Origin of the sequence: Sinorhizobium sp. 8-89, assembly GCF_030124325.1 — a bacterium.
In the GTDB taxonomy this organism is placed as follows: Bacteria; Pseudomonadota; Alphaproteobacteria; order Rhizobiales; family Rhizobiaceae; genus Sinorhizobium.
On the sequence record NZ_JASKLR010000002.1, the window covers coordinates 108,686 to 134,405 of the forward strand.

Here is a 25,720-nt window from a genome sequence, read left to right on the forward strand (position 1 = left end):
GCGATGACAGTCCTGTTCGTCGTAAACATTCCGTCCACTTGATTTAGAGGAGACGCAGCATGGACCGATTCACGGGCGGTTGCCTCTGCGGCAATGTCCGAATTGTGGCGTCGGGCCGCCCAAACCGGGTTGGTCTTTGTCACTGTCTCGACTGCCGCAAGCATCATGGGGCGCTTTTTCACGCTTCCGCGATATTCCCTCAGGATGCAGTGACGATCGATGGCGAAACACGCGACTACGCCGGGCGGTTTTTCTGTCCTCGCTGCGGCTCGTCCGTTTTCGGACGCACCGCAGACGAAATCGAAGTAAACTTGGGATCCCTGGATGCCCCTGACCAGTTGGTGCCAACCTATGAACTCTGGACTGTCCGTCGCGAGTCCTGGTTGCCGCCGTTTCCGCTCAAAAGACGATACGAGCGCGATCGCGACCCCACGAGTCGCTTTGAGGAATAGGTCGCACGAATGGTGCGACGGGCGCCGTTACAAGGTGCCAGAGATGCACGCCTTGATCGGCATCTCGAACCAGATGCCCCCGAGGGGAAGGCGAAATCCGCGGCGAGGCGGTCACTCCGGAAGACCGGCCTTGCGGAAGCCATCAACGAAATGCTCAAGCGTCGCAGCGTCGCGGAACGGCTCCGTCGTGGCCCAGTGGCGCGTTGTGAAATGCGGATTGCCGACGAGGAACAGTTCGACCTCTGCACGCGCCTCGTCGAGCCGGCCGAGTTGCGCAAGGCTTGCCGCCAGGAACCGGCGTGAGCTTGTACGGTAAGTCTCGTCCCTGCGCAGCGTCTCGACAGCGGCTTCGTACTCGCCGGCCGCATATTGCGCCTGGCCGAGCGTCAGAAAGTACCAGCTTGCCGGAAACGGGTTCAGCCGGAACGCCTTGCGAATGTGCTCCATGCCCTCCTCCACACGCCCGGCCAAGACCGCGATGTCGGATAATGTCGCCCAAGTGTCGGCCTCGTTCGGATCGAGCTCGATCGCCTTGGCGAATTCCGCATCCGCCTCGGCGAAGTTGCGCTCATATGCAAGCAGGTTAGCCAGGACCCAGCGGCAGCCAGCATCGTTCGGATCGATCGCTACGGCTTTGCGCGCCAGTTGCAAAGCAACGCTGCGGTTACTTTCAATTGGTTCGCCCCAATGAACCCATCGCATCCAGTGGTTCATGGCAAGCCAGCGAAAGGCCTCGGCATATCCCGGATCGAGCGAAATCGCGCGCGTAAGCATCAGATGCGCTTCCCGCGCCGTCTGTGGCGAATCGTCGATCAGCTTGCGCGCCCTTACACAGAGATCGTAGGCCTCGAGATTTTTGGGCCGATTGCGCGGCGGCGGTGCGCGCAGCCGGCCAAGCAACGCTTCGACGATTTTGCTGGTGACTTCGTCCTGAACGGCAAAAATATCTTCCAGGCTGCGATCGAAGCGCTCCGCCCATAGATGCTCGCCGCTTACGGCGTCGACCAGCTGGGCGTTGATGCGCACGCGCCCCGCGGCGCGTCTTGCGCTGCCCTCCAGCAGGTAGCGCACGCCAAGGTCCTGGGCGATCCCGCGCACGTCCATCGCCTTGCCCTTGTAGGCAAAGGCGGAATTGCGCGCGATGACGAACAGGCCGGAGGTCCTCGACAGGTCGGTAATCAGGTCTTCGGTCAACCCATCCGCGAAGGATTCCTGCTCGGGGTCATTGCTGAAATTGACGAAGGGCAGCACAGCTATCGACGGTTTGCTGGGCAACGGCAAAGGTTTTCGTTTCGCGCTGCCGAGCTGTTCGATGGCGCCCGTGAAGCGGTAGCCGACGCGCGGAACCGTGGAGATCCATTCACCGCCGTCGGCGGACGGACCAAGCAGCTTCCTGAGCTGCGCGATCTGGACCGTGAGGTTGCCTTCCTCGACGGCCGTTCCCGGCCACGCCGCGTCCATCAACTCGGCCTTGCTCAGGATTTCGCCGGGCCGTCCGACGAGCGCCTCAAGAAGCTTCAGCCCGCGATAGCCAACGGCAACGGGATCATCGTTCCGAAGGAGCGTTCCCGCACCGGGATCAAGCACGAACGGACCAAAGGCAAAGCGCGATCCCTGCATACGGGGATCTATAGCCCTTTTGGAAGTTTTTGAGAACTTTTTGGGAGAGCTTAATTACGACGCTGTTCGTGTCCTGCAGAATTCATCCTCTTTCACGTCGAGGCCTTCGGCCCCTCAAACCATATGGAGGTTGCCATGAACGATACTCCGACCCTTGCGTTGGCCTCGCATAAGGCAGCGCGGCCGGGAACGCCCCAAGGGCGAGCGGAAATGCCGCGTCGGCACTACAGCCTGGCCACCCTGCGAAGCATTATCGCGACCTGGAGCGAGCGGATACGCTTTCGCTGGGAACTTGAGCAAAAGTTGAAGGACGACCCCCATTTGATCGACGATATCGGTCTGACAAGACAGCAGGTCGAGGCGGAGATCGCCAAGCCCTTCTGGCAAGTATCAAACCCTTTATAAGGCGAATGCTCCAATGACACCGGATCGCCAGTTTCCGCGTGCGGCAGTGGTTCGCCGGCGCCTGCACAGCACGACATCGCCGCGGGAGGGCCGGATCCCTTGGAGCGCGATGGCGGGCATCATCGCGACCGTCACGGTGTTCGCCGTGGCACAGGGACTGACCTATCCGCTGCTCAGCTTCATCCTGGAGCGGCAGGAGACGACGCCCGGCCTGATCGGCTTGTCGGCGGCGATGACGCCGCTGGGTTTCGTTGTATCCGCGCCCTTCATTCCGGCGCTCGTGCGGCGCGCGGGCGGCGCGCGGCTTGCAATCCTGTGTTCGATCCTGGCTGCGCTCACCCTGGTCGCGATTGCCTGGAGGCAGGAAGTCTGGACCTGGATGCCGCTGCGTTTCCTGCTCGGCTTCTTCGCCAATCCGCTTTACGTGATCAGCGAAACCTGGCTGATCTCGATCACGCCCGCGCCGCGGCGGGGCCGCATCATGGGCCTCTATTCATCGATCGTGTCGGGTGGCTTCGCCATCGGCCCGCTGTCGCTCGGCCTGGTCGGCACGCAGGGTTGGCCGCCCTTCATGGTCGGCATTGTGGCCTTCCTTCTCTGCGGCTTGATCGTGCTTGGGGTCGTGCCGCGCCTGCCGAAGATGCCGCATGAAGGCGAGGCAACATCGGTCGGCGGCTTCTTCGCACTGGCGCCGCTTCTGTTGTTTGCGGTTTTCACCGCTGCCGCCTTCGAGCAGATCCTGCTTTCCTTGCTCACGGTCTATGGCGCCGCGCTCGGTAGCGCCGAGGAGCGCATCGCTTCGCTCATCACGTGTTTCATCGCCGGCAATGCCGTGCTGCAGATCTTGCTCGGACGCGTGGCCGAACGGTTTGGCTCGACGCGGACCATGTTATCCTGTGCGCTCGCGTCGCTGGCCGGCTGCCTGCTGCTGCCGTCGCTGTTCAACTTGTGGCTCATCTGGCCGGTCGTTTTCCTCTGGGGCGGCGTCTCGTTCGGGATCTACACCATGTCGCTGATCCAACTCGGCGAGCGTTTCACCGGTCAAGCCTTGATCGCCGGAAACGCGGCCTTCGCGTTCGTATGGGGCATCGGCGGCATCGTGGGTTCGCCCGCGGCAGGGCTGGCGATGCAACTGACCGGGCATCAGGGGCTGCCATCGTCCCTTGCCCTGCTGTGCTGCATATTGTGGGCGTTTCTGGTCGCAGAGAGACGGCGGGTCTGATCAACGCGCTTCGTGTGGCATCACGAAGTTATGATATCTACTATCGTGGTTTAAGACAATGTTTTATTCACTTGAAATCATGTATGTATTTACATATTAGCGAAGAATAATTCGGCGATTTCACAACCGTACGCCCTTACCGGCGTGAGCATGAGGCCTATCCTTGGTTTGGCGACCAAGGGCGGATGGAGGCCTGTGATGGTCAGGATCGTTTTTGTTGCACTCTGTCTTACGTTCTCGATCTGTTTGGGTGCGGTCTTCGCCGATGAACCTGTAGATACAGTGCAATCCGTTATACGCGCTCAGATCAAGGCATTCCTGGAAGATGATGCCGATACGGCCTACTCCTTCGCCTCGCCGGCCATCCGGACAAAATTCCCGGACAAAATCGTCTTCTTCGAGATGGTCAAGCGCAGCTATCAGCATCTCTACCGCCCGGGCAACTTCGCCTTCGGCCGCTCGAAGGTGCTTGGCGACGAGGTGTTCCAGGAGGTGCTGATCTCGGGATCGGACGGAAAGGACTGGACGGCGATCTACGATCTCGTCGAGCAGCCGGATGGCAGCTACAAGATCAATGGCGTCATGATGCTGCAGACCGCGTCGGGCCCCCAACTCTGATATGGCGACCGCCGAGGATCAGACGGGCGGCAAGTCGCCACGTTTCCAGCCTTCCTGGGTCTCCGACATAAAGTCGGCGTAACGCCCCTCCTCGACCGCTTGGCGGATGCCCACCATCAGTTCCTGGTAATAGGCCAGGTTGTTCCAGCTGAGCAGCATGCCGCCGAGCGATTCATTCGCGCGGATCAGATGGTGCAGGTAGGCGCGCGAATAGTCGCGCGCTGCCGGACAGGACGATTGCTCGTCGAGCGGGCGCGTATCTTCGGCGTGCCGCGCGTTTCTCAGGTTGATGCGGCCGTAGCGGGTGAAGGCCAGGCCATGGCGTCCGGAACGGGTCGGCATGACGCAGTCGAACATGTCGATGCCATGCGCGACGGATTTCAGGATATCGTCCGGCGTGCCGACGCCCATCAGGTAACGCGGCTTCTCGGCGGGCAGTGCCGGGCATGTGACGTCGAGCATGTCGAGCATGACGTCCTGGGGCTCGCCCACGGCCAGGCCGCCGACGGCGTAGCCTTTGAGGTCAAGGTCCTTCAGTGCAAGAGCCGAGCGCTCGCGCAGTTTCGGAACGTCCCCGCCCTGCACGATGCCGAACATCGCCTTGCCCGGCTGATCTCCGAACGCCACTTTGCACCGCTCGGCCCAGCGCAGCGACATTTCCATCGCCCGCTCGATTTCGTTGGGTTCAGCGGGCAGCGCCACGCACTCGTCGAGCTGCATCTGGATATCGCTGTCGAGCAGCCCCTGGATCTCGATCGAGCGCTCCGGCGACATGTGATAGAGCGCGCCGTCCACATGGCTCTTGAAGGTCACGCCCTTCTCGTCGAGCTTGCGCAGGCTGGAGAGCGACATGACCTGAAAGCCGCCGCTGTCCGTCAGGATCGGCCGTTCCCAGCGGATGAAGTTGTGCAGTCCGCCGAGCCGCGCAACGCGCTCGGCGCCGGGACGCAGCATCAAATGATAGGTGTTGCCGAGGATGATGTCGGCACCGAGTTCGCGCACCTGGTCGAGATACATGGCCTTGACCGTGCCAACGGTTCCGACTGGCATGAATGCAGGCGTGCGGATCGTTCCGCGCGGCATCGAAACCTCGCCTCGGCGCGCCTTGCCATCGGTTGCCAGCAGCTTGAATTGGAACGTCTCGGTCATCTAGTCTTTCCGGAAAAGCAGGCTTGAATCGCCATAGGAATAGAAGCGGTAGCCGGTGGCGATCGCATGCGCGTAAGCGGCGCGCATCGTATCGAGCCCGGCGAAGGCCGAAACGAGCATGAAGAGCGTCGATTTCGGCAGGTGGAAATTGGTCATCAGCATGTCGACCGCGCGAAAGCGATAGCCCGGGGTAATGAAGATGCCCGTCGGACCCGACCAGGGACGGATTTCGCCTTCTTTCGTTGCCGCGCTCTCGATCAGTCGAAGCGATGTCGTGCCGACGCAGACGATGCGCCCGCCCCTCGCCCGCACCGCATTGAGGCTTCTCGCAGCCGCCGCACTCACATGACCGATTTCCTCATGCATCACGTGATCGTCGGTGTCGTCCGTCTTGACCGGCAGGAAGGTCCCCGCACCCACATGCAGAGTTACGAAGTGGCGCTCGACGCCAACCTCGTCGAGCTTTGCAAAAAGGCGTTCGGTAAAATGCAGTCCTGCAGTCGGGGCGGCTACTGCCCCTTCTTCCCGCGCATAGACGGTCTGATAGTCGGTTCGATCCCTCGCATCGTCAGGGCGCTTGGAAGCGATATAGGGTGGCAGCGGGATGTGTCCCACGGCCATGATCGCCTCATCGAGCGCCGGCCCCGAAAGGTCGAAGCGAAGCGTGACCTCCCCGGCATCGGCCTTTTCCTCGACCGTCGCGTCAAGCGCCCCGAGCAGGCAGCTGTTTCCGCCGTGGCCGAAGGAGATCCGATCACCGGGTTTCAGTCGGCGTGCCGGTCGCGCGAAAGCCTTCCAACGGTCGGGTGCGACCCGCATATGCAGCGTCAGCGAGACCTGTGTCACGATCTCTTCGCCGCGTCTGCGGATGCCTTCGAGCTGCGCCGGTATCACTTTGGTGTCGTTGAAGACCAAAGCATCACCCGGCTGAAGGAATGACGGCAGGTCGAGAACGCCGCGATCGCTGAGGACCGGCTCGCCTTCCGGCCGCACGACAAGCATGCGGGCGCTGTCGCGCGGGTTTGCGGGCCGCAGCGCGATGGAAGTTTCCGGCAGGTCGAAATCAAATAGGTCTACGCGCATCGATCGTGTCAGACAAAAGCAAACCCGCCCCGGCGCCTTTTGACGCGACGGGGCGGGTCTGTGCATTAGCGCAAATCAGGCGTCGGCGGCAACCCGCATCGACACGATCGTATCGGGATCACGCACCGGCTCGCCGCGCTTGATCTTGTCGACGTTCTCCATGCCTTCGATCACCTGGCCCCAGATCGAGTACTGTTTGTTGAGCCAGGGAGCATCGGTGAAGCAGATGAAGAACTGGGAGTTTGCCGAGTTCGGCATCTGGCTGCGGGCCATCGAGCATGTGCCGCGCACATGGCTCTTGTCGGAGAACTCGGCCTTCAGGTCGGGCTTGGAAGAGCCGCCCATGCCTGCGCGGCCCGGATTGAAGTGTTCGCCGCCGGTCTTGCCGTACTGCACATCGCCGGTCTGCGCCATGAAGTCCTCGATCACGCGATGGAACACGACCCCATCATAGGCGCCCTCGCGCGTCAGCTCCTTGATACGAGCGACATGACCCGGAGCGACGTCCGGCAGAAGCTCGATCACGACCCTGCCCTTCGTGGTCTCCATGATGATCGTGTTTTCCGGATCCTTGATCTCGGCCATGGTTCTTCTCCTTCTGTTTGACTTTACTTGCCGACCTTGACGCTGATCATACGGTCTGGATCGGCGACGGCGCCGTTGTTGGCATCATCCCCGAGTTTGATCTTGTCGACATTCTCCATGCCTTCGACCACCTTGCCGACGACCGTATATTGGCCGTTGAGGAAGTCGCCCGGCGCGAACATGATAAAGAACTGCGAGTTGGCGCTATTCGGATCCTGCGAGCGCGCCATGCCGACTGTACCACGTTCGAAGGGTACATCGGAGAACTCGGCTGGCAGGTCGGACTTGGACGATCCGCCCGTTCCCGCGAGTTCGGCCTGGTAGCCCTGCTCCATATCGCCATACTGCACGTCGCCCGTCTGCGCCATAAAGCCCTTGATCACGCGATGAAAGGCAACGTTGTCGTATTCGCCTGCGGCAGCGAGCGCTTTGATCTGTTCGACGTGCTTCGGTGCGATGTCCGGGCGCAACTCAACCACGACCGGGCCGTCCTTGAGCTGAATTGTAATCACATTGTCGCCGGACTGCGCAAAGGCAACCCCCGTCAACGTGGCGAGCGCCAGGGCGCCGGCAAAAGCGAATTGGAGGATTTTCATGGGTTCTCCCTGAGTGGTGTGAGCTGTCCGCGCGTTCAGGCCTTGCGCTTCGCCTGCAGCGCCTCATGAACCGCATTGGGCACGAAAGCACTGACATCGCCGCCCATCGACGCGATCTGGCGGACCAATGTGGCTGTAATGGGCCGCGATGCGGTCCCCGCCGGTAAAAACAGTGTCTGGATGTCCGGAGCCATCTGCCGGTTCATGCCCGCCATCTGCATCTCGTAATCAAGGTCCGTGCCATCGCGAAGGCCGCGCACGAGCAGGGTCGCGCCGTGACGGCGGGCCGCATCGACTACCAGATTATCGAACGAAACAATGGCGATATCACCTGCCCTTTCAGGCAGAGATTCGTTCAGCGAGCGACGGATGAGGTCGGCCCGCTCTTCGAAGGAAAAGAGCGGCGTCTTTCCCGGATGAATGCCGATCGCCACGATGACCTTTGCCGCAACGTTCAGCGCTTGCACAAGCACATCAAGATGCCCGTTCGTCATCGGATCGAAGGAGCCGGGATAGAAAGCCGTGGTCATCTTACCTGTTCCATTTGGTGAAGCCTTTTGTCACGGACGGCGGCTAACCGCAAGGGTGACGCAACCCGCCTTTTCGCCTGTTCCCTCGGAAACAGGATGGAGCAAAGAATGAATGCTAGATGAATGCAGTGTTCAAGATGGTTTCACACCGGAAGTTGTACCGTGAGGCAAGAATGAACGGAACTTTTTTCGGAGACATGCCGTTTCTACGAAACTGAAAGGAGTGCGGCCATGGGACTTGCTCTGTTTTCGATGACGATGTTTTTCGCGATGTCTGTCGCTGCGATCCAGGCGCTTCGCAACGAGGCCCATGACCGGCGCAAGCAAGAGAGCGGCTTTTAACCTGCAAATGCCTCCAGGAACTTCCTTCGGGAAGTTCAAAGATAAGCGGCCTCATATCTTCCCCTGATGAGGTCGCTCTTGTAAGCCGGACGGCCTCCCCTGCCCGTCCGGCTTTTTCTTGTCATCGTGCGGCCGGAGGTCTCAAGCCGAGACATCCACCGGCTCGTGACGGCAGCACGATCAGGGCGCCAGCGGCATAAAGGGCAGGAACATAGCCGGCCTTATCGGAGGCCAGCACGGCGAAATAGCGCCCCCATCTCAGGATCGAAACGCCCGGCGGCAGCCCGTTCGGCGAGAGACCATGGTTCGGGAGCAGGACAATCGCCGCCTTGCCCTCTTCACGAACGGCAAAGAGGACGGCAGATGCCGCATACCATGACAACAGGATGGCAGCGGCGGTCAGAAGGAACGCCCTGGCTCTAGTAATCGAAAACATGTTCGAGGCCCGGGTCGTCGGTCGGCGTCTGCCGGAGGAGGTCAGCGAGTTGCTCGACCTTCAGGCCGAGCAGGAGCCGCTCCGTCGCGAAACCGCCCCGCTTGACCCGGGCGATCGCCTCCCCGATTGCGAAGGCCGGTGTCTCTCCGGCGGGAACCGTCACTGAGACCATGATATCGTCATTGCCGGCGATTTCGCGGATCGTTCCACCCCCTTGCGCAATGTCCGTCAGAATCTTCGTGAAGAGCGCATAGCGCGGCGTCTCGATCTCCACGCCATCGTCGCTTTCACGGACGACCTTGACCCATGGAATGTCCGACAGTCTGTCGGCAGGCAGTCCGGATATGATGCTGCGGATCTCCAGCTTCGCCGGGGCCGTCGCCGCTACCGCGCTTTCGATCATTTTGGCGTAGGCGACCTTCGCGCGCCATTCCCCGCCGAGCGCCAGGCGTCGTTCCCAGCCCCGAACCGGATCGGTAATCGGTGCATCCCAGAGTTTGCCGATCTCACGATCGAAGGAATAGCGATACCACGGCGTCTGCCGCAGGAACGCTGCGTAGTCGGCCGCCATGCCGGCGGCGACCTGATCCTGCGGCGTTTTCTTTTCACCTCGAAGCAAAGCCGTTACGCGGCCGATTGTCTCCTCGTAAGCGGCTTTCAACGCCATTTCGAGATTGAAGCTGATGCCGATCGTGTAGATCATCATGCGCGTCTGGCTGTCTGCGCCGCCGTGTTCGTCGGCGATCCGCGTGAGCGCGCAAGTCGATGTCCAAAAGCCCTTGACGCTCGAAAAATAGTCGAAGGCATGTTCGTCGCCGGTCTTCAACGCTTCCGCGAGGCCGTCATAGGCATAGACGATATGCCATTCCGGATAGGTCAGATATGTGTTGGCTTCGTGCCGCCGGAAGGCGGGGTCGTTGATCAATGGCGTATACGCGTCCTCCACCGGCTCGCCGTGACAGAAGCCCTCGATATAGGCCACGGGGCTTGCGATCAGGATCACAAGCAGCAACAGCGCGACGATGCTCCATTTAAGGCTCTTCCAGACGATCCTCATCACCGCGCCTCGTGCGCAAAGGCGAAACTGTAGGCGACGGCAAACCCACCAAGTGCGATATGCGGAAGATTCGCGAGTATCTTGAAGGAGAACGGCAGGTCCTGGATGCCGTAAGTCAGAATGCCGAGATCCAGATAGCCGGATCCGGTCAGAAGCCCGAGCAGGCCGTCCGAGAGATAGAGGACGCCGAAATAAAGCAGAAAGTTGCGTGCTGCATGCTTTGAAAGGAAGCCGGCAATGCCCGCCCAGGCTGCGGAGGCGATGTGCAACAGATCATCATAGATATCGAGAGCGAATATGCCGAAGGCCCGCCCTTGGCTGTCGGTAAGGCCGGGAACGTAATTGAGCGATGCGGCAGCGAGCAGCGCGACCGTGTAGCCCAAGGCGATCCAGCGAAGCTTACCCATCATGATCCTTTCAGAGCTCTGCGAAATACTGGTCCCAGAGGTTGTTGCGGAAGACGCAATCTGCGTCAAATTCCCGTTTTCTGGCCGCGAATGCGCCCGCCCTCGGATAGGCGCGCAACAGCTGGTCGACCGAGGCATGCGGCCGGTAGGGCAGATAATAGCTGCCGCCGATCGCGATGACGCGCTCGATCAAGTCGCGCGTCATGCGCGCCATATCGGCCTCGGCCCGCGCGGTTTTCTCCTGGGAGAAGAGCATCACGGCGGCGATCCGCGGCTCGCTCGCATAGGCAAGCACGCTATCGCGATCCGTGTCGACGAAGCGCAGCGTGATGTTGAGGAGCTGCTGATAGGAGGCGGGAATTATCTCCCGGCATGCCGCGACGAATTCCGCGAAGCGCGCCGGCGAAACGAAATATTCGTGCAGGATATCGGTGCGTGCCGGATCGCGGTCGTCGAGCGTTATCACCGGTTCGTTCATCAGGCTGTTTCGTGTCGCCGTTGCAGCAATCCACGGATTAATGCTGGCCTCGGTCCACCAACGCAGATGCTTGATGCGGTCGGAACCGACCTGGGCGCGGAAGATTTCGCGCGAGACATGGCTGATGAAGCCGGAGCCGGCGGCTATGGGGATGTCGCTCTGATTCGTGGTCGGACGATAGCTGATCAGCAACCCCTCGTCGAAAAAACGGTCGAGCGAGACGTCCATACGGCCGTAGGCCATCTGCACAGTCGCATCCGATCTCAGCAAGGCGGCGAAGCGGGTTCCGATTTCGCTCGCCGGCATCCGCTCGAATGTCGGTTCGAGCAGCACATTCGGGACCATGTCGAGTTCGACTTCCGTGATCACGCCGAAGAGGCCATAGCCACCCATGGCATGGTTGAAGAGGTCGGCATTCTCGATGCGCGAGCAGTGGACATCACTGCCGTCGGCCAACAGCATTTTGAAAGAGCGCACGGTGCTGCCGCAGCCGCTGAAGGGCACGGGCCAGCCGTGCGCGTTGACCGAAAACGTGCTGGCGACGCCGAAGTCATTGTTCGACTGCATGACAGCGGGTGAAAAGCCGAGAGCGTCCAGTTTGGCGATGACTGTCGACCATCGCGTCCCAGCGGCCACACGGTATGTCTTCGCTGCCGTGTCTGCCTCCAGCCAGTGCTGGTCGAGCGTCAGCGCCGTGCCATCTCTCGCGAGGCTTTGTCCACCCATGGAATGACGCGCAGTGCTTGCGACAACCGCCCTGCCCTCGTTGCGTGCCTCGGCGATCAGTCCTCTGATCCGCGCCACGACAGCGGCTTTCGGGTCGTCATCGACTACAATGTGGCGGGCCACGGCGGTTGGCGACAATTCGCTGGCGTCGTTGAGTACCACGGCGCCTCCGGGGGATTCGGTCCCGTTGGGCGGATAGGCCGGTCCGGCGTGGCTAGACGACCGCCATAGCTGGTGGCTTGCGACCGCGCCAGCGCCGGCTGAGGCGCCGATCAGCAGGCTGCGACGTGTGAGTCTCCGCATCCAGAATCCCCGAATCTGCTACTGCGGCGAAAGAATCAGCCGCACCCGTCACGCCGACGGTGCTGCAGGATTCCCGCCTTTCAGCGCAAAGACAACCACTGGTTTACGCGAACCTTTTCTGCATCGAACGAAGCAGATGGAAGAAGCGCCAATTGAGGGACACGGCTGCCGCCGCCAGCCCGAGTACAAAACCGAACCAGACGCCGACGCCGCCGAAGTTCAACGGGAAAGCGAATGCCCAGGCGCAGAGGAAGCCGATCGCCCAATAGGAGATCATCGCGAGGATCATCGGTATCGTCGTATCCTTGAGACCACGCAGCATGCCCGCGGCAATCGCCTGCAACCCGTCGACCAACTGGAATGCGCCGGCAATGACGATCAACGGACCGGCGAAGGCGAGAACCTCCGCCGCATCCGCCCGGCTCGTATCGAGATAAAGCGCGGCGAGCTGATGGGGAAAAAGAGCAAAGATCGTGCTGCCGACGGCCGCAAAGGCGCAGCCGAGGACAAGTACGGCGATGGCAGCCCGCTTGACGCCCAGCATGTCGCCGGCTCCGTAGGCCAGGCCCACGCGCACTGTGCCAGCCTGCGCAAGGCCGAGCGGAATCATGAACGCGATCGAGGCGAACTGGAGCGCGATGCCGTGAGCGGCCAACTCCTTCGTGCCGATGTTGCCCATGAGCAGCGATGCGGCCGTAAACAGGCTCACTTCGGCAAGGATCGTCAAGGCAATCGGAATGCCGAGATAGATGACCTCGCGGAAAGCCGGCCAGTCCGGTCGCCAGAAGCGCACGAAGAGTTCGTATTGGTTCAGCTCCGGGCGGCTGCGGATATAAGCGATCGTGAGTGCGGCCCCGAGTAACGCGACTCCGAGGGCTGCAAGTGCGGCGCCGAAGATGCCGAGCGCCGGAAAGCCGAAATGCCCGTAGATCAGCACGTAGCAAAGCAGCGCATTGAGAACGAGTGTCACAAGCGTCACGTAGAGGATTATTCCTGCCCGCTCCAAACCGCTCAGGAACGCCCTCAGCACCATGAAGATGAGGCTCGGAAAAATAGCCCATTGCGCGATATGCAGGTATTCCCCGGCGAGCTTCGCGACTTCGGGCTTTTGGCCGGCAAAGAGAAGAATAGGTTCGGCGATCCAGAGGAGCGGCGCTGTGAGGGCGCCGTAGAGCAGCACGACCCACATGCCCATCCTCACCGAGCGGCGGACGGAAACCTTGTCGCCGCGGCCCTGCGCCTGCGCGGCCATCGGTACCACGGCGTTGGCAAAGCCGCTGCCAAAGATGAAGACCGTGAAGAAGGTCTGGGTCGCAAGGATGATCGCGGCGAGTTCGGTAGCGCCCAGCTTTCCCACCATCAGCACATCGGTCGTATTGATCGCCAGTTGCGCAAGCTGCGCGCCGATGAAGGGCACGCCAAGGTAGAAGCTCGCACGATAGTGGTTGCTCCACGAATTGTCGTTCTGCAGCTGCATTTGGCTCGTGTTCGTGGTCAGCATGGGAAAACCTGGCTCCAGATCACGTTCATGACCTTGGACGCATCCAAAATCACAAATGTCATCGATTTCAAAAAGTTAGAGCGGGATGCGGGCGGAAGACCGCTCACATTCTTTCCTCATCCCGTTCTGTTGCGGCAGATCGGCTGCAAACTCGGTGGAAGAACTACCCGAGATAGAGCAGCACCGACGAAAGTGCCAGCGGGAAAGGCCTGACTGCTCAATTTTTCATCGAACGATCAAGAAATTTGATCAATTTGAAGGCGTTGCTCTCTCGCCGTCAGCCCGCAGGGTCTAGGCCTGCGTTGGTTTCGGCACTCCCTCCTGGAACGCCCTGTGAGGAACAGCCCGCACCCGCAGCAGGAAGACCGTAAGGCCCGCGACAATGAGGCAGCCCGCCAAGGCGTAGGGCGCGCCGGAAAACGAGTACATCGCTGTCGGGCTCGTGAAATATCCGAAGATCTGCGTAAAGATCAGCGGCCCGACGATTGTCGTGATGCTGGAAATGCTGGTGAGCGCCCCCTGCAATTCGCCCTGGGCCGACGGCGGGACATGCGCCGATGCGATACTGCGCAACGGCGGATCCGCCAGGCTTTCAAGTGCAGTCGCGACGATGACGGCATACACCATCCATCCCTCCCACGCGGCCGCATAACCGGCCATTCCGAGCGCGGTGAAGACGAGACCGAGCGCGGCCGTTCGTCGTTCTCCGAACCTCGTTACGACGCGCGGCAGGACAACGGCCATGACCACCGCTCCGCCCACGCCGAAGATTCCGAGCGACAATCCGATCTGCCCCTCACTCCACCCATAACGATAGGAAGAGACGAACGACCAGACGGCGGGGTAAACCGCATGGGCCAGCCAGTAGAGAAAAAAGACAAGACCAATCCAGCCGATGCCGGGATAGTTGCGCATCTGTTTGAGCGCGCCAAGCGGGTTGGCGCGCCACCACTCGAAGCGCCGCCTGTTTGCGCGGTCGAGGGTCTCGGGCAGAAGGAACAGGCCGACAATGAAATTGAGGAACGAAAGAGCGGCAGCGCCGTAGAACGGCACTCTTGGGCCCAACTCGCCAAGGAAGCCGCCGATGACGGGGCCGAGCGCAAAGCCGGTGCCGAAGGCGATGCCGATCAATCCGAAATTTTTTGCTCGATTGCTGTCGTCGCTGATGTCGGCGATGTAGGCCGACGCCGTTCCGAAGCTGGCACCGCTAATCCCGGCGAGGACGCGCCCGATGAAAAGCATCCAATAGCTCGTTGCAAGCGCACAGATCAGGTTGTCGATCGCGAAAGTGAGGACGGAAGCCAGCAAGATCGGTCGCCGACCGAAGCGATCGCTCAAGTTGCCGATCAGCGGCGCGAAGAGAAACTGCATCGCCGAATAGACGAGCAGAAGCCAGCCGCCGTCGATAGCCGCTTCGCCGACGTTGGCGCCGGTCAGTTCCTCGAGATAGGTCGGCAGCACCGGCACGATGATGGCGATGCCCATGATGTCGAGAAAGAGGATGAGAAAGACGAGAAATAATCCGCGCCGCACGAATTTCCTGTCGAGCATGAAGCCCCTCCCCGCTGTCCATCGCCAGTGTGGAGACAGAACGTGAACGACGTCACCAAATAAGGTGTATCGCATTGTCAAAATCGAAACAATGCGTGAACATTTCAAAGTTTATGATCGAAACGATCGCGTCCGCTGATGCCTTGCGGGGGGCGTGCTACTGCATGATTCCTTAAATCGGAACCGAGTTAAGAACAAAAATCATACAGATTCAAAGTTCTAAAGCGACCTCTGCGCGTCTGATTGGACGCGCGGCGCTGTAGCGACGTTTTCCGAACGCCGCTGTTCCGCCTTCAGGAAATCGACAAAGGCTCTGAGCGGTGCCGGCATATGGCGACGGCTGGCATAGTACAGGAATGGGCCGGGGAAACTGGTTGTCCACTCGTCGAGAATTGCCACGAGCCGCCCTGCTTTGATCTCCGGTGCCAGAAATTCCTCGAATGTTCGAATCACTCCGAGACCGTCAACCGCTGCGCCCACTTCGAGATCGATTGCGTTGGCCAGAATGACCGCCGGCGGTGCGATGGTCAGGGCGGCATCGCCCTCTCCAAACTCCCACGTCAAGGCAACGCCGCTTGGGAAACGGTGACGGATAGCGGCGTGTTCGAGAAGGTCGCGCGGGTGTTGTGGCGTGCCACGCCGGGCAAGATAATCCGGGGCAGCGGCGGTGACGTAATGCTGCACGCGCGGGCCGATCGGGATGGCGATCATGTCTCGCTCAAGCCGTTCCTCGTAGCGCACGCCGGCATCGAATCCGGCGGCGAGAACATCGATGAAGCCATCCTCTGCCGTCACCTCCAGCGTAATTGCCGGATTGGCCTTCAGGAAGCGACCGACAAGTGGCGGCAGGATCTCGCGGGCGACGATTGTCGGCACATTCAGCCTGAGCGTGCCCGCAGGGCTGTCACGCAGGCTGCCCACCTGATCGAGCGCTCCGGCGATCTCTCCAAGCGCCGGCGACAGGCGTTCAAGCAGCCGCATCCCCGCCTCCGTCGGCGTGACGCTGCGGGTCGTGCGATTGAGCAGTCTCACGCCGAGCCGCCCCTCCAGCCGCCGCAGCGCTTCGCTGAGCGCAGAGGCCGACACGCCGCGCTTGCGGGCAGCGGTACGGAAACTGCGCTCCCGCGCGACCGCGGCAAAGGCATCGAGATCCGCAAGCGGAAGATCATTCATTGTACAAAATTTCGGACAAGCTGTTTTGTGTGTCGTCGATTATCGCACAGTGTGACCTGAAGTAAACATGGCGGCGAACGAAACAGCCGACAAAGGCTTTCATCGAAGGAGCGTGAGATGCATACGGTTTCGCTTGGAAAATCCGGTCCCATGGTTTCGGCAATCGGGCTTGGCTGCATGGGTATGTCGGGCATGTACGGTCCGTCCGACCGTGCGGAAAGCATCGCCACCATTCATGCCGCGCTCGATGCGGGTGTCACCTTGCTCGACACCGGCGATTTCTACGGCATGGGTCACAATGAGATGCTGATCGGCGAAGCGCTCAAGGGGCGCAATCGCGATCAGGTGCAGTTGAGCGTGAAGTTCGGCGCGTTGCGAGACGCTACCGGCGCGTGGATCGGTTACGACGCGCGGCCGAAGGCAGTGCGTAACTTCCTTTCCTATACGCTGCAGCGCCTCGGCGTCGATTACATCGACATCTACCGGCCGGCCCGCCTCGATCCCGATGTGCCGATCGAGGATACCATCGGCGCCATCGCCGATATGGTGAAGGCTGGCTATGTTCGTCATATCGGCCTTTCGGAAGTCGGCCCGGAGACGATCCGGCGTGCGGCGACCGTGCATGCGATCGTCGATCTCCAGATCGAGTATTCGTTGATCTCTCGCGGGATCGAGAAGGAAATCCTTCCGACATGCCGCGAGCTTGGTCTCGGCGTCACGGCCTATGGCGTTCTCTCGCGCGGCCTGATCAGTGGCCATTGGCGGAAGGATGCAGCAAAGCCCGGTGATTACCGCGCCGTCAGCCCCCGTTTCCAGGAAGGCAACGTCGATCGGAACCTGGCACTCGTTGAAGCACTGCGCCGCGTCGCCGGCGCAAAAGGTGTTACCGTCGCGCAGATAGCCATCGCCTGGGTGGTCGCGCAAGGTGCCGATATCGTGCCGCTTGTGGGTGCGCGGAGCCGGGACCGGCTTGCCGAAGCGCTCGGCTCGCAGGCCGTTCGCCTCGATGCGGACGACCTGGCGGCGATCGAGCGTGCCGTACCGAAAGATGCTGCGGCTGGTGCCCGCTATCCGGAGGCGCACCTTGCACACCTCGATAGCGAGCGACACGGCTGAACGGAAGTACCCGGACCGGTCCTAGCGGCTGGTCCGGGCACTTCGCTCAGACGGATCCGGAGAAAGTGTCGCAAACGGACATCTGGCCGCTGTCGAAGCCGCGCTGGAACCATTTCATCCGCTGCTCCGAGGTGCCGTGGTTGAAGCTTTCCGGGACCACATAGCCCTGCATACGCTTTTGCAGCGTGTCGTCGCCGATCTGTGTGGCGGCGTTCAGTGCCTCTTCCAGATCGCCCCGTTCCAACAGGCCCTTCTGCTCGGTGTATTTGCCCCAGATTCCGGCAAAACAATCGGCCTGCAGTTCGACGCGGATCGACATTTGGTTTGCCTCGACCTCGCTCATGCGCTGTCGCATCTGGTTGAATTTCGGCAAGACGCCGATCAGGTTTTGCACGTGATGGCCGACTTCGTGAGCCAGCACATAGGCCTGGGCGAAATCGCCGGTGGCCTCGAACTTCTGAGCGAGTTCGTCGAAGAAGCTCATGTCGAGATAGACCTTGCGGTCGCCCGGGCAATAGAACGGGCCTGAGGCGGCCGACGCAAAGCCGCAGGCCGAACGGACGGAGCCATCGAACAGCACTAGCTTCGGTTCCTGATACTGCTCGCCGCTCGCCTGGAAGATACCGTTCCAGGTGTCTTCCGTTTCGGCGAGCACCGTCGCCATGAAGGCTTTCATCTCTTCTTCCTCGGCCGAGCCCTGGGGTACCTGCGAGCCGTCGCTCTGCTCGAAGCCGGGCATGTTCATCTGGCCGCCGCCCTCAAGGACCTGGAGCATGTCGATGCCCATGGCCCGGAGCACGAAATAGAGAATGACGAGAAAGATGATCGTGCCGAAACTTAATCCCCCGCCGGCGCGACGCATGCCACCTCCGCCGCCGGGCAAGCGGAACCCGCCGCCGCGGCCGAACGGACTGCCTCCGAGACCGCCTCCGCGGCCCGCTCCACGCTGGTCTTCAACGTTTCCGGATTGGCGGCGGCCCTTCCATTCCATGATCTTTCCTCCAAGCGTCGCATCGGCGCTTAATGCGTTGAATGATTCTATATGCCCGAGCGACGATTCTTGTAAAACGCTATCGCGGCGGTCTCGTTTCATCCGGTTGGCCTTTTTTCCCCTGGCGACCGATCGCGGTGGCGTGAAGCCGGGTCCAGCCGTGCCGGGAATCCGCTTGCATTTCCAATCTCCATGGTCATCCCACGGTATGCAGACGGCTATCGCAAATATGTTCGCTTTATTGTCGATTCAGAAATTTTCGGGGTTCCGCTTGCAGAAACATTTGCCTATAAGCCGCTTCTAGCCTGAAAAGACCATAAATGCGCGCCCCGGCCGGTGACCTCCCACCCTGGCCGGTTTTTCGCGCAGCTAGAAACGGATGAGAGCCCATGCCGAAGCGCCAAGATATCAAATCGATCCTCATCATCGGCGCGGGGCCGATCGTCATCGGCCAGGCATGTGAATTCGACTACTCCGGTACCCAGGCCTGCAAGGCGCTGAAGGAGGAAGGCTACCGGGTCATCCTGGTCAACTCCAACCCGGCCACGATCATGACCGACCCGGGGCTGGCGGACGCCACCTATGTAGAACCGATCACGCCGGAAGTGGTCGCCAAAATCATTGCCAAGGAACGCCCGGATGCGCTCCTGCCGACGATGGGCGGGCAGACGGCGCTCAACACGGCGCTTTCGCTGCGCCGCATGGGCGTGCTCGACCGCTACAATGTTGAGATGATCGGCGCCAAGCCGGAAGCGATCGACAAGGCGGAGGACCGCGCCCTTTTCCGCGAAGCGATGGCGAAGATCGGTCTCGAGACGCCGAAGTCTCGGCTTGCGAACGCAACCGACATCAAGGACCAGGATCGAAAGGCGCACGAGGCGCAGCGCGCGGCGCTGAAAGCGCGGCTCGCCGGTTCGGAACTCGACACCGCGCTCGACGAACTGGAGAACCAGTGGAACCTCGGCGAAGGCGACCGCAAGCAGCGTTATCTCAACCACGCCATGGCGATTGCCGCGCAGGCGCTCGACGATGTCGGTCTGCCGGCGATCATCCGCCCCTCCTTCACGCTCGGCGGCACCGGCGGCGGCATAGCCTACAACCGTTCGGAATTCTTTGAGATCGTCGGCCTCGATGCATCGCCGACGACGGAAGTCCTGATCGAGGAGTCGGTTCTCGGCTGGAAGGAATATGAAATGGAAGTCGTCCGCGACAAGGTGGACAACTGCATCATCATCTGCTCGATCGAGAACATCGACCCGATGGGCGTGCATACGGGCGACTCGATCACGGTTGCGCCGGCGCTGACCTTGACCGACAAGGAATACCAGATCATGCGCAACGCCTCGATCGCGGTGCTGCGCGAGATCGGAGTCGAGACCGGCGGATCGAACGTCCAGTTCGCCGTCAACCCGGAAAACGGCCGACTTGTGGTCATCGAGATGAACCCACGCGTGTCGCGCTCCTCTGCGCTGGCTTCCAAGGCAACCGGCTTCCCGATCGCCAAGATCGCCGCCAAGCTGGCGATCGGCTACACGCTGGACGAATTGGAGAACGACATCACCGGTGGCGCGACGCCGGCGTCCTTCGAACCGTCGATCGACTATGTTGTCACGAAAATACCGCGTTTTGCCTTCGAAAAATTTCCGGGCGCCGAGCCGACCCTGACGACCGCGATGAAGTCGGTCGGCGAGGTTATGGCGATCGGGCGCACTTTCGCCGAATCGCTGCAGAAGGCGCTGCGCGGTCTCGAAACGGGGCTCACCGGTCTCGACGAGATCGACATTCCGGACTTCGACGAGAACGGCGACGGCCGCAACGCGATCCGCGCGGCGATCGGCACGCCGACGCCGGACCGGCTGCGCATGGTCGCCCAGGCGCTCCGCCTCGGCATGAGTGAGGCGGAGGTGCACGAAGCCTGCAAGATCGATCCGTGGTTCATCGCCCAGTTCAAGGCGATCGTCGACATGGAGGCGCGCATTCGCGAGCACGGTCTGCCGCAGGATGCCGAAAACCTGCGCATGCTGAAGGCCATGGGCTTCTCGGACGCCCGCCTCGCGACGCTCACGGGCAAGCGCCCGAAGGAGGTGGCGGAACGTCGCAATGCGCTGAACGTCCGCCCGGTCTACAAGCGCATCGATACCTGCGCGGCGGAGTTCGCGTCTCCGACTGCCTACATGTACTCGACTTACGAAACGCCCTTCGTCGGCACCGCGCGCTCTGAAGCCCAGGTTTCCGAGCGCAAGAAGGTCGTCATTCTCGGCGGCGGGCCGAACCGCATCGGCCAGGGTATCGAGTTCGACTATTGCTGCTGCCACGCCGCCTTCGCGCTGAAGGACGCCGGCTATGAAGCGATCATGGTCAACTGCAATCCGGAAACGGTCTCGACCGATTACGACACCTCCGACCGGCTCTACTTCGAGCCTCTGACGGCGGAGGACGTTATCGAGATCATGCGCGCCGAACAGGAAAACGGCACGTTGCACGGGGTCATCGTGCAGTTCGGCGGTCAGACGCCGCTGAAGCTGGCAGAGGCCTTGGAAAAGAACGGCATTCCGATCCTTGGCACGGCTCCTGACGCGATCGACCTTGCCGAAGACCGTGACCGGTTCCAGAAGCTCTTGATGAAGCTCGATCTCAACCAGCCGAACAATGGCATTGCCTACTCCGTCGAGCAGGCCCGCCTCGTCGCCGCGGAAATCGGCTTTCCGCTCGTCGTGCGTCCGTCCTATGTTCTCGGCGGCCGCGCCATGCAGATCATCCATTCGGAGAGCATGCTGCAGACCTACCTGCTCGACATCGTGCCGGGGCTCGTGCCGGAGGACATCAAGCAGCGTTATCCCAACGACAAGACCGGTCAGATCAACACGCTGCTCGGCAAGAACCCGCTGCTTTTCGACAGCTATCTGACGAATGCAACCGAAGTGGACGTCGACTGCCTCTGTGACGGTAGCGAGGTCTTCGTCTCGGGCATCATGGAGCATATCGAGGAAGCTGGCATTCACTCCGGCGACTCCGCCTGCTCGCTGCCAGTTCACACACTCGACAGTGAGCTTGTCGACGAACTCGAACGTCAGACGACCGCGCTTGCCAAGGCGCTCAATGTCGGCGGCCTTATGAACGTGCAGTTCGCCATCAAGGACGGCACGATCTACGTGCTCGAGGTGAACCCGCGCGCGTCGCGCACGGTTCCGTTCGTGGCAAAGACCATCGGCGCGCCGATCGCGAAGATCGCCGCACGTGTAATGGCGGGCGAAGCGCTGGAGACGGCGATTGCTGCCTATGGCCAAAAGCCTGATCCGCGCAATCTGAAGCACATCGCCGTCAAGGAGGCGGTTTTCCCCTTCGCTCGCTTCCCCGGCGTCGACACGCTGCTCGGACCGGAAATGCGTTCGACCGGCGAAGTCATCGGTCTCGACACGGACTACGCGCTCGCTTTCGCCAAGTCGCAGCTCGGCGCGGGTGTCGATCTGCCGCGCGATGGAACGGTCTTCGTGTCCGTTCGCGATGAAGACAAGGTGCGCGTGCTGCCGGCAATCCGCGTTCTCGCCGACATCGGCTTCAAGGTCATGGCGACCGGCGGCACGGCGCGCTTCCTCGGCGAGCACGGCATTGCCGCGACCAAGATCAACAAGGTTCTCGAAGGCCGGCCGCATGTCGAGGACGCAATCCGCAACCGGCAGGTCCAACTCGTCATCAACACGACGGATGGCAACAAGGCGATCTCCGACTCGAAATCGCTTCGCCGTGCGACCCTGATGCAGAAGGTGCCCTACTACACCACGATGGCCGGCGCTGAAGCAGCAGCACTTGCGATCAAGGCGCTGAAGGCAGGAAATCTCGAGGTCCGTCCGCTGCAGAGCTATTTCTGATCCCGACCTGAATATGCGCGCCCACAAAAAGGGGCGCGCATATTCAGACTTCAGGCGGGCTGGCGCGCCATCTCTTCATTCGCTCGAACGGTTTGCATGATCAGGCGCTGGGTTCTGATTCCGAAGTAGAACGACAGCACGGCGATTGCACATCCAACCGCGAAAACTGCAAGCATGGCGTCGCTGATCGCGGCGTCCCTTGCGTTTTCGCCGAAGCCACGAGCGTTTGCAACCAGTCCGAAGAATGCCGCTCCGATCGCATAGCCTGCGGATTGGAGCGTCGGCAGGAGTGCAGACGTCTTGTCCCGTTCGTCGGGCGGCGACACCTCCATCAACAATTGGCTCAATGTTCCCCAGCAAAGTCCGAAGCCGGCGCCGATTGCGACCTGGCTCGGAAAGACCACCCAGAAGTAACCGCCGCCGACCGAGAGCGTCAGCAAGGCAAGCCCGATGCTGAGCAACAAAGGGCCTGTCCAGGTCAGCGCGTCGCGCAACTCTCGTGCCCGCAGACTGGCGACGAAAACGGCGGTCAGACTCCAGGACATGGCCATGACGGCGTTGGCGAAACCTGCCGCGGTGGGTCCAAGATCCCAGAGATGTTGTAGGGCGTAGACCAGGTAGACCGAACCGCATGCCTGTGCCAGCGGCATCAACAACACCAGCCAAAGTCCGGTTCCAAGAGCGCTGTTCGTGGCGAACGCGTCCGACGGCAGCAAGGCGTGATCGGATCGCCGGTCGATCTGGACGGTGGCGTAGAGGATGATCGTTGCTGACAGAAGCAGGCCGGCCATTGCGAGTTCGTTTTCCACTGTGTTCGAGATCGAGATCAGCAGGATTCCGGCGCCAACTGCCACCACGCGCCTGATGGGGATGCCCGTCGTGTTCGAAGCGGACTTCTCGCTCGGCGGCACGATCGCCAAAGCAAGGGCGATGAATATCGCCGCCGCTGGCACATTGACGAAGAAGGCCGCCCTCCAGCTCCAATATTCTGTCAGCGCTCCGGCGATCAGCGGTCCGGCGAAAGCGGCCGCAGCCCAGACGATGGCTTCGGCGCCGAATACCTTCGGGACAAGGCGCGGCGGGAAAAGCTCCGGTATCAGCGCGTAGCAGACCGCAGCGATGATCCCCTCGCCCAACCCTTGAAACAGCCGCCCGACGAGGACGGTCTGCATGTTGCTTGCAAACGTCGCAATGAGAGTCCCGGCGACGAAGGCGAATGCGGCGGCCACGAGGACGTTTCGTGCTCCGAACCGCGACTTCAAATCGGCTGCGAGGGTACCGCCGAGGATCGCGAAAACGAGGTAGAGCGTAAAGGCCCAGGAGAGCAGCGCGGCACCGCCGAACTCCGCGACGGCCGTCGGCAGTGATGTCGAAACGAAGAATCCGTTGAATGCAAAAAGCGCCACACCGAGGCAGAGTGTTGTCGTGGCCGTCAGGTGTCCGGGCCCCAGCAACTCGCGCCAGCCCGATGTATCTTGCCGTGATAAACCGCCCCCGGACGTTTCCTTGTCTTCGATTGAGGTCATTTTCTTTTGCACTTCCTATGCAGAACATTGGGAAGCGGAACTGTTACAACCTCAACCGCGGTTGAGGTAAAGTCGCTTTTTGTAGCCGCGTTGCTTTGTCTTTGGCAGCCCCGCAGCACGCAGGGCGCGGGGCGAAAAATCTGGCAATGGCAATTGGCTTTCTGCTATAAGTGCGGTTCGGATGTTTTGGACGGTTCCGACGCTTGCGCGCCGGCGACCGTTTTCTTTTGCGTTGGCGCTGCCGAAAGGTGGCGCCGCGTGCGCTTGATGAAGGATGATGAAATGGTCGACAAAGTGCCGATGACACAGGGTGGGTTCGCCAATCTGCAGGAAGAGCTGCGCTGGCGCCAGCAGGGAGAACGCCCGCGAATCATCGAAGCGATCGCCGAGGCTCGCGCCCACGGTGACTTGTCGGAAAACGCTGAGTATCACGCTGCCAAGGAAGCGCAGAGCCACAACGAGGGCCGGATCACCGAACTCGAGGATCTGATTGCGCGCGCCGAGGTCATCGATCTCTCGAAGATGTCCGGGTCGAAGATCAAGTTTGGCGCCAAGGTCAAGCTCGTCGACGAGGACACCGAAGAGGAGAAGACCTATCAGATCGTTGGCGACCAGGAAGCCGACGTCAAAGCAGGTCGCATCTCGATTTCCTCTCCGATCGCCCGTGCGCTGATCGGCAAGGAAGTCGGCGACTCGATCGAGGTCAATGCGCCCGGCGGCTCCAAGGCCTACGAAATCCTCGCCATTCACTGGGGCTGACGAGCTCCGCGAGCACGATGACTTTGGGTTGAGCCGACTACCCAACGTGATCGATGCTCGCAAGCCTCGGCGGGCTGCTCTTATCCCGCTCAAAGGGCGTGAGGCTCGCTCTGTCCCTTCCCGTTATAAAAGATGATTGTCGTATGCGCGAGGAGAGCGCTCAAGTGGCCGATATCCGGGACATCGAGATCATTGCGCCCAATTTCAAGCAACGCCTCTCCGGCGTCACGTCGACGATCATTCAGCTCGTTCCGATCCAGCGTGCGCTCGGCCAGAAGATCGCGGTTCTTGGCCCCGGGCTTCCCTCTACATTGCCATCGATCCGATTTCGCGATCTGGTACATCTGTGGGAGGCTCCTGCGGGGCGGCGATGCCGTGTCTGGCATGCGCGCCGCAATGTCGAAATGCTGCCGGCCATCATCCTGCGCGATCTTCTGCGCATGAAAATCAGGATCGTTTTCACCTCCGCCTCGCAACGCCGGCATACGCGGTGGAGCAAGTTCCTTATTGGCCGGATGGATGCGGTGATTGCCACCAGCGGCAAGACGGCCGCCTATCTGCACGTGCCGAATACCGTGGTTTTGCACGGCATCGATACCAAGCGCTTCCGGCCGGCGACCGACAAGGCCGAGGCAAAACGAGTGCTCGGACTGGATCCGACCAAGAAATTCGCCGGCTGTTTCGGGCGCGTGCGCCGCCAGAAGGGCACAGATCTCTTCGTCGACAGCATGATTTCCCTGCTCCCCAGCCGGCCCGAGTGGTGCGCCGTCGTTGCCGGACGCGCGACCGGACAGCATCTCGCCTTCGAGGCGGAATTGAAGCAGCGGGTTGCGAAGGCGGGCCTTGCGGATCGAATACTCTTTGTCGGAGAACACACCAACATTCCCGATTGGTACCGGGCGCTCGACCTTTTCGTAGCGCCGCAACGCTGGGAGGGCTTCGGGTTGACACCTTTGGAGGCCATGGCAAGCGGCGTTCCGGTGGTGGCAACCGATGTCGGCGCTTTCGCGGAGTTGATTGCCGACGGTGCCGAGGAAACAGGCATCGTCATTCCGCCCGGCGATTTGAACGCCATGGTCGACGGCGCCGCCGCCTTCATGGACGATCTGCCGCGACTTGCAGCCGCTGGCGCCAATGGCCCGTTGCGGACCTCAAAGAGTTTCGCCATCGAAGGCGAAGCGCGCGCAATAGGCACCATCTATGAAAGCCTGATGCACTGACGCAA

At 61.2% G+C, this 25,720-nt stretch carries 23 protein-coding genes; 8 read left to right on the top strand and 15 right to left on the bottom strand.

The annotated features are described in order from the left end of the window. The first annotated feature begins 59 nt into the window (after positions 1 to 59). Positions 60 to 452, top strand: a complete 393-nt coding sequence (locus QN219_RS05045; protein ID WP_283998477.1) for a GFA family protein — start codon at positions 60 to 62, stop codon at positions 450 to 452. A 111-nt stretch (positions 453 to 563) separates the two neighbouring features. On the opposite strand, the gene QN219_RS05050 is transcribed toward QN219_RS05045, so the two are convergent. Beyond that, a complete protein-coding gene (locus QN219_RS05050; protein ID WP_283998478.1) occupies positions 564 to 2,072 on the bottom strand; it encodes a winged helix-turn-helix domain-containing tetratricopeptide repeat protein in 1,509 nt (502 codons plus the stop codon). A 210-nt stretch (positions 2,073 to 2,282) separates the two neighbouring features. Here QN219_RS05050 and QN219_RS05055 point away from each other — a divergent pair, with 210 nt between their 5' ends. From QN219_RS05055 to QN219_RS05065, 3 genes are all read left to right on the top strand, one after another. After that, positions 2,283 to 2,477: a DUF1127 domain-containing protein gene (locus QN219_RS05055; RefSeq protein WP_283998918.1), complete on the top strand. Its 195-nt coding sequence runs from the start codon at positions 2,283 to 2,285 to the stop codon at positions 2,475 to 2,477. A 13-nt stretch (positions 2,478 to 2,490) separates the two neighbouring features. Further along, entirely contained in the window at positions 2,491 to 3,699 is a 1,209-nt protein-coding gene (locus QN219_RS05060; protein WP_283998479.1) for an MFS transporter, read from the top strand. Positions 3,700 to 3,897: 198 nt separating this feature from the next. Continuing rightward, a complete protein-coding gene (locus QN219_RS05065; RefSeq protein ID WP_283998480.1) occupies positions 3,898 to 4,317 on the top strand; it encodes a DUF4864 domain-containing protein in 420 nt (139 codons plus the stop codon). Positions 4,318 to 4,335: 18 nt separating this feature from the next. Here the strand turns inward: QN219_RS05065 and tgt are convergent, their stop codons facing one another. From tgt to QN219_RS05125, 12 genes are all read right to left on the bottom strand, one after another. Beyond that, a complete protein-coding gene (gene tgt, locus QN219_RS05070; protein WP_283998482.1) occupies positions 4,336 to 5,466 on the bottom strand; it encodes a tRNA guanosine(34) transglycosylase Tgt in 1,131 nt (376 codons plus the stop codon). Further along, entirely contained in the window at positions 5,467 to 6,549 is a 1,083-nt protein-coding gene (queA, locus tag QN219_RS05075; RefSeq protein WP_283998484.1) for a tRNA preQ1(34) S-adenosylmethionine ribosyltransferase-isomerase QueA, read from the bottom strand. Positions 6,550 to 6,624: 75 nt separating this feature from the next. Then, a complete protein-coding gene (locus tag QN219_RS05080) occupies positions 6,625 to 7,134 on the bottom strand; it encodes a peptidylprolyl isomerase (protein ID WP_173512975.1) in 510 nt (169 codons plus the stop codon). 23 nt (positions 7,135 to 7,157) lie between these two features. Next, a complete protein-coding gene (locus QN219_RS05085) occupies positions 7,158 to 7,730 on the bottom strand; it encodes a peptidylprolyl isomerase (RefSeq protein WP_283998486.1) in 573 nt (190 codons plus the stop codon). A gap of 35 nt (positions 7,731 to 7,765) precedes the next feature. Further along, positions 7,766 to 8,260 carry a pantetheine-phosphate adenylyltransferase gene (gene coaD, locus QN219_RS05090; RefSeq protein ID WP_283998487.1) on the bottom strand — a complete coding sequence of 165 codons (495 nt, stop codon included), beginning with the start codon at positions 8,258 to 8,260 and terminating at the stop codon, positions 7,766 to 7,768. Between the two features lie 463 nt (positions 8,261 to 8,723). Continuing rightward, the gene (locus tag QN219_RS05095; protein ID WP_283998488.1) at positions 8,724 to 9,038 is read right to left on the bottom strand and encodes a hypothetical protein; all 315 of its coding nucleotides are present in this window, start codon (positions 9,036 to 9,038) and stop codon (positions 8,724 to 8,726) included. Continuing rightward, positions 9,022 to 10,095, bottom strand: a complete 1,074-nt coding sequence (locus QN219_RS05100; protein ID WP_283998490.1) for a hypothetical protein — start codon at positions 10,093 to 10,095, stop codon at positions 9,022 to 9,024. Before QN219_RS05100 ends, QN219_RS05095 begins: the two co-directional genes overlap by 17 nt. Next, positions 10,095 to 10,505: a DUF4383 domain-containing protein gene (locus tag QN219_RS05105; protein WP_283998492.1), complete on the bottom strand. Its 411-nt coding sequence runs from the start codon at positions 10,503 to 10,505 to the stop codon at positions 10,095 to 10,097. Before QN219_RS05105 ends, QN219_RS05100 begins: the two co-directional genes overlap by 1 nt. Before the next feature lie 7 nt (positions 10,506 to 10,512). After that, positions 10,513 to 12,009 carry an FAD-binding oxidoreductase gene (locus QN219_RS05110; RefSeq protein ID WP_283998494.1) on the bottom strand — a complete coding sequence of 499 codons (1,497 nt, stop codon included), beginning with the start codon at positions 12,007 to 12,009 and terminating at the stop codon, positions 10,513 to 10,515. Between the two features lie 103 nt (positions 12,010 to 12,112). Then, a complete protein-coding gene (locus QN219_RS05115; RefSeq protein ID WP_283998496.1) occupies positions 12,113 to 13,510 on the bottom strand; it encodes an MATE family efflux transporter in 1,398 nt (465 codons plus the stop codon). Between the two features lie 291 nt (positions 13,511 to 13,801). Continuing rightward, positions 13,802 to 15,061 carry a TCR/Tet family MFS transporter gene (locus tag QN219_RS05120; RefSeq protein ID WP_283998498.1) on the bottom strand — a complete coding sequence of 420 codons (1,260 nt, stop codon included), beginning with the start codon at positions 15,059 to 15,061 and terminating at the stop codon, positions 13,802 to 13,804. 219 nt (positions 15,062 to 15,280) lie between these two features. After that, positions 15,281 to 16,234 (bottom strand): LysR family transcriptional regulator, encoded by a 954-nt coding sequence (locus tag QN219_RS05125; protein WP_283998500.1) that lies wholly within the window; start codon positions 16,232 to 16,234, stop codon positions 15,281 to 15,283. 117 nt (positions 16,235 to 16,351) lie between these two features. Between QN219_RS05125 and QN219_RS05130 the strand changes: the two genes are divergently transcribed. Then, on the top strand, positions 16,352 to 17,350 hold the full coding sequence (locus QN219_RS05130) for an aldo/keto reductase (protein ID WP_283998502.1): 999 nt from the start codon (positions 16,352 to 16,354) through the stop codon (positions 17,348 to 17,350). A 46-nt stretch (positions 17,351 to 17,396) separates the two neighbouring features. Here the strand turns inward: QN219_RS05130 and QN219_RS05135 are convergent, their stop codons facing one another. Beyond that, positions 17,397 to 18,341, bottom strand: coding sequence for a neutral zinc metallopeptidase (locus QN219_RS05135; RefSeq protein WP_283998504.1), 945 nt, complete (start codon positions 18,339 to 18,341; stop codon positions 17,397 to 17,399). Between the two features lie 389 nt (positions 18,342 to 18,730). Here QN219_RS05135 and carB point away from each other — a divergent pair, with 389 nt between their 5' ends. After that, complete coding sequence (gene carB, locus QN219_RS05140) at positions 18,731 to 22,210, top strand: carbamoyl-phosphate synthase large subunit (protein ID WP_283998505.1); 3,480 nt, start codon at positions 18,731 to 18,733, stop codon at positions 22,208 to 22,210. Between the two features lie 50 nt (positions 22,211 to 22,260). Here the strand turns inward: carB and QN219_RS05145 are convergent, their stop codons facing one another. Then, positions 22,261 to 23,736 (bottom strand): MFS transporter, encoded by a 1,476-nt coding sequence (locus tag QN219_RS05145; protein WP_283998507.1) that lies wholly within the window; start codon positions 23,734 to 23,736, stop codon positions 22,261 to 22,263. 282 nt (positions 23,737 to 24,018) lie between these two features. On the opposite strand from QN219_RS05145, the gene greA reads away from it, so the two are divergent. Both greA and QN219_RS05155 read left to right on the top strand, forming a co-directional pair. Further along, positions 24,019 to 24,495, top strand: a complete 477-nt coding sequence (gene greA, locus QN219_RS05150; RefSeq protein WP_136505474.1) for a transcription elongation factor GreA — start codon at positions 24,019 to 24,021, stop codon at positions 24,493 to 24,495. Positions 24,496 to 24,659: 164 nt separating this feature from the next. Next, positions 24,660 to 25,715 carry a glycosyltransferase family 4 protein gene (locus tag QN219_RS05155; protein ID WP_283998508.1) on the top strand — a complete coding sequence of 352 codons (1,056 nt, stop codon included), beginning with the start codon at positions 24,660 to 24,662 and terminating at the stop codon, positions 25,713 to 25,715. Positions 25,716 to 25,720 lie beyond the last annotated feature (5 nt).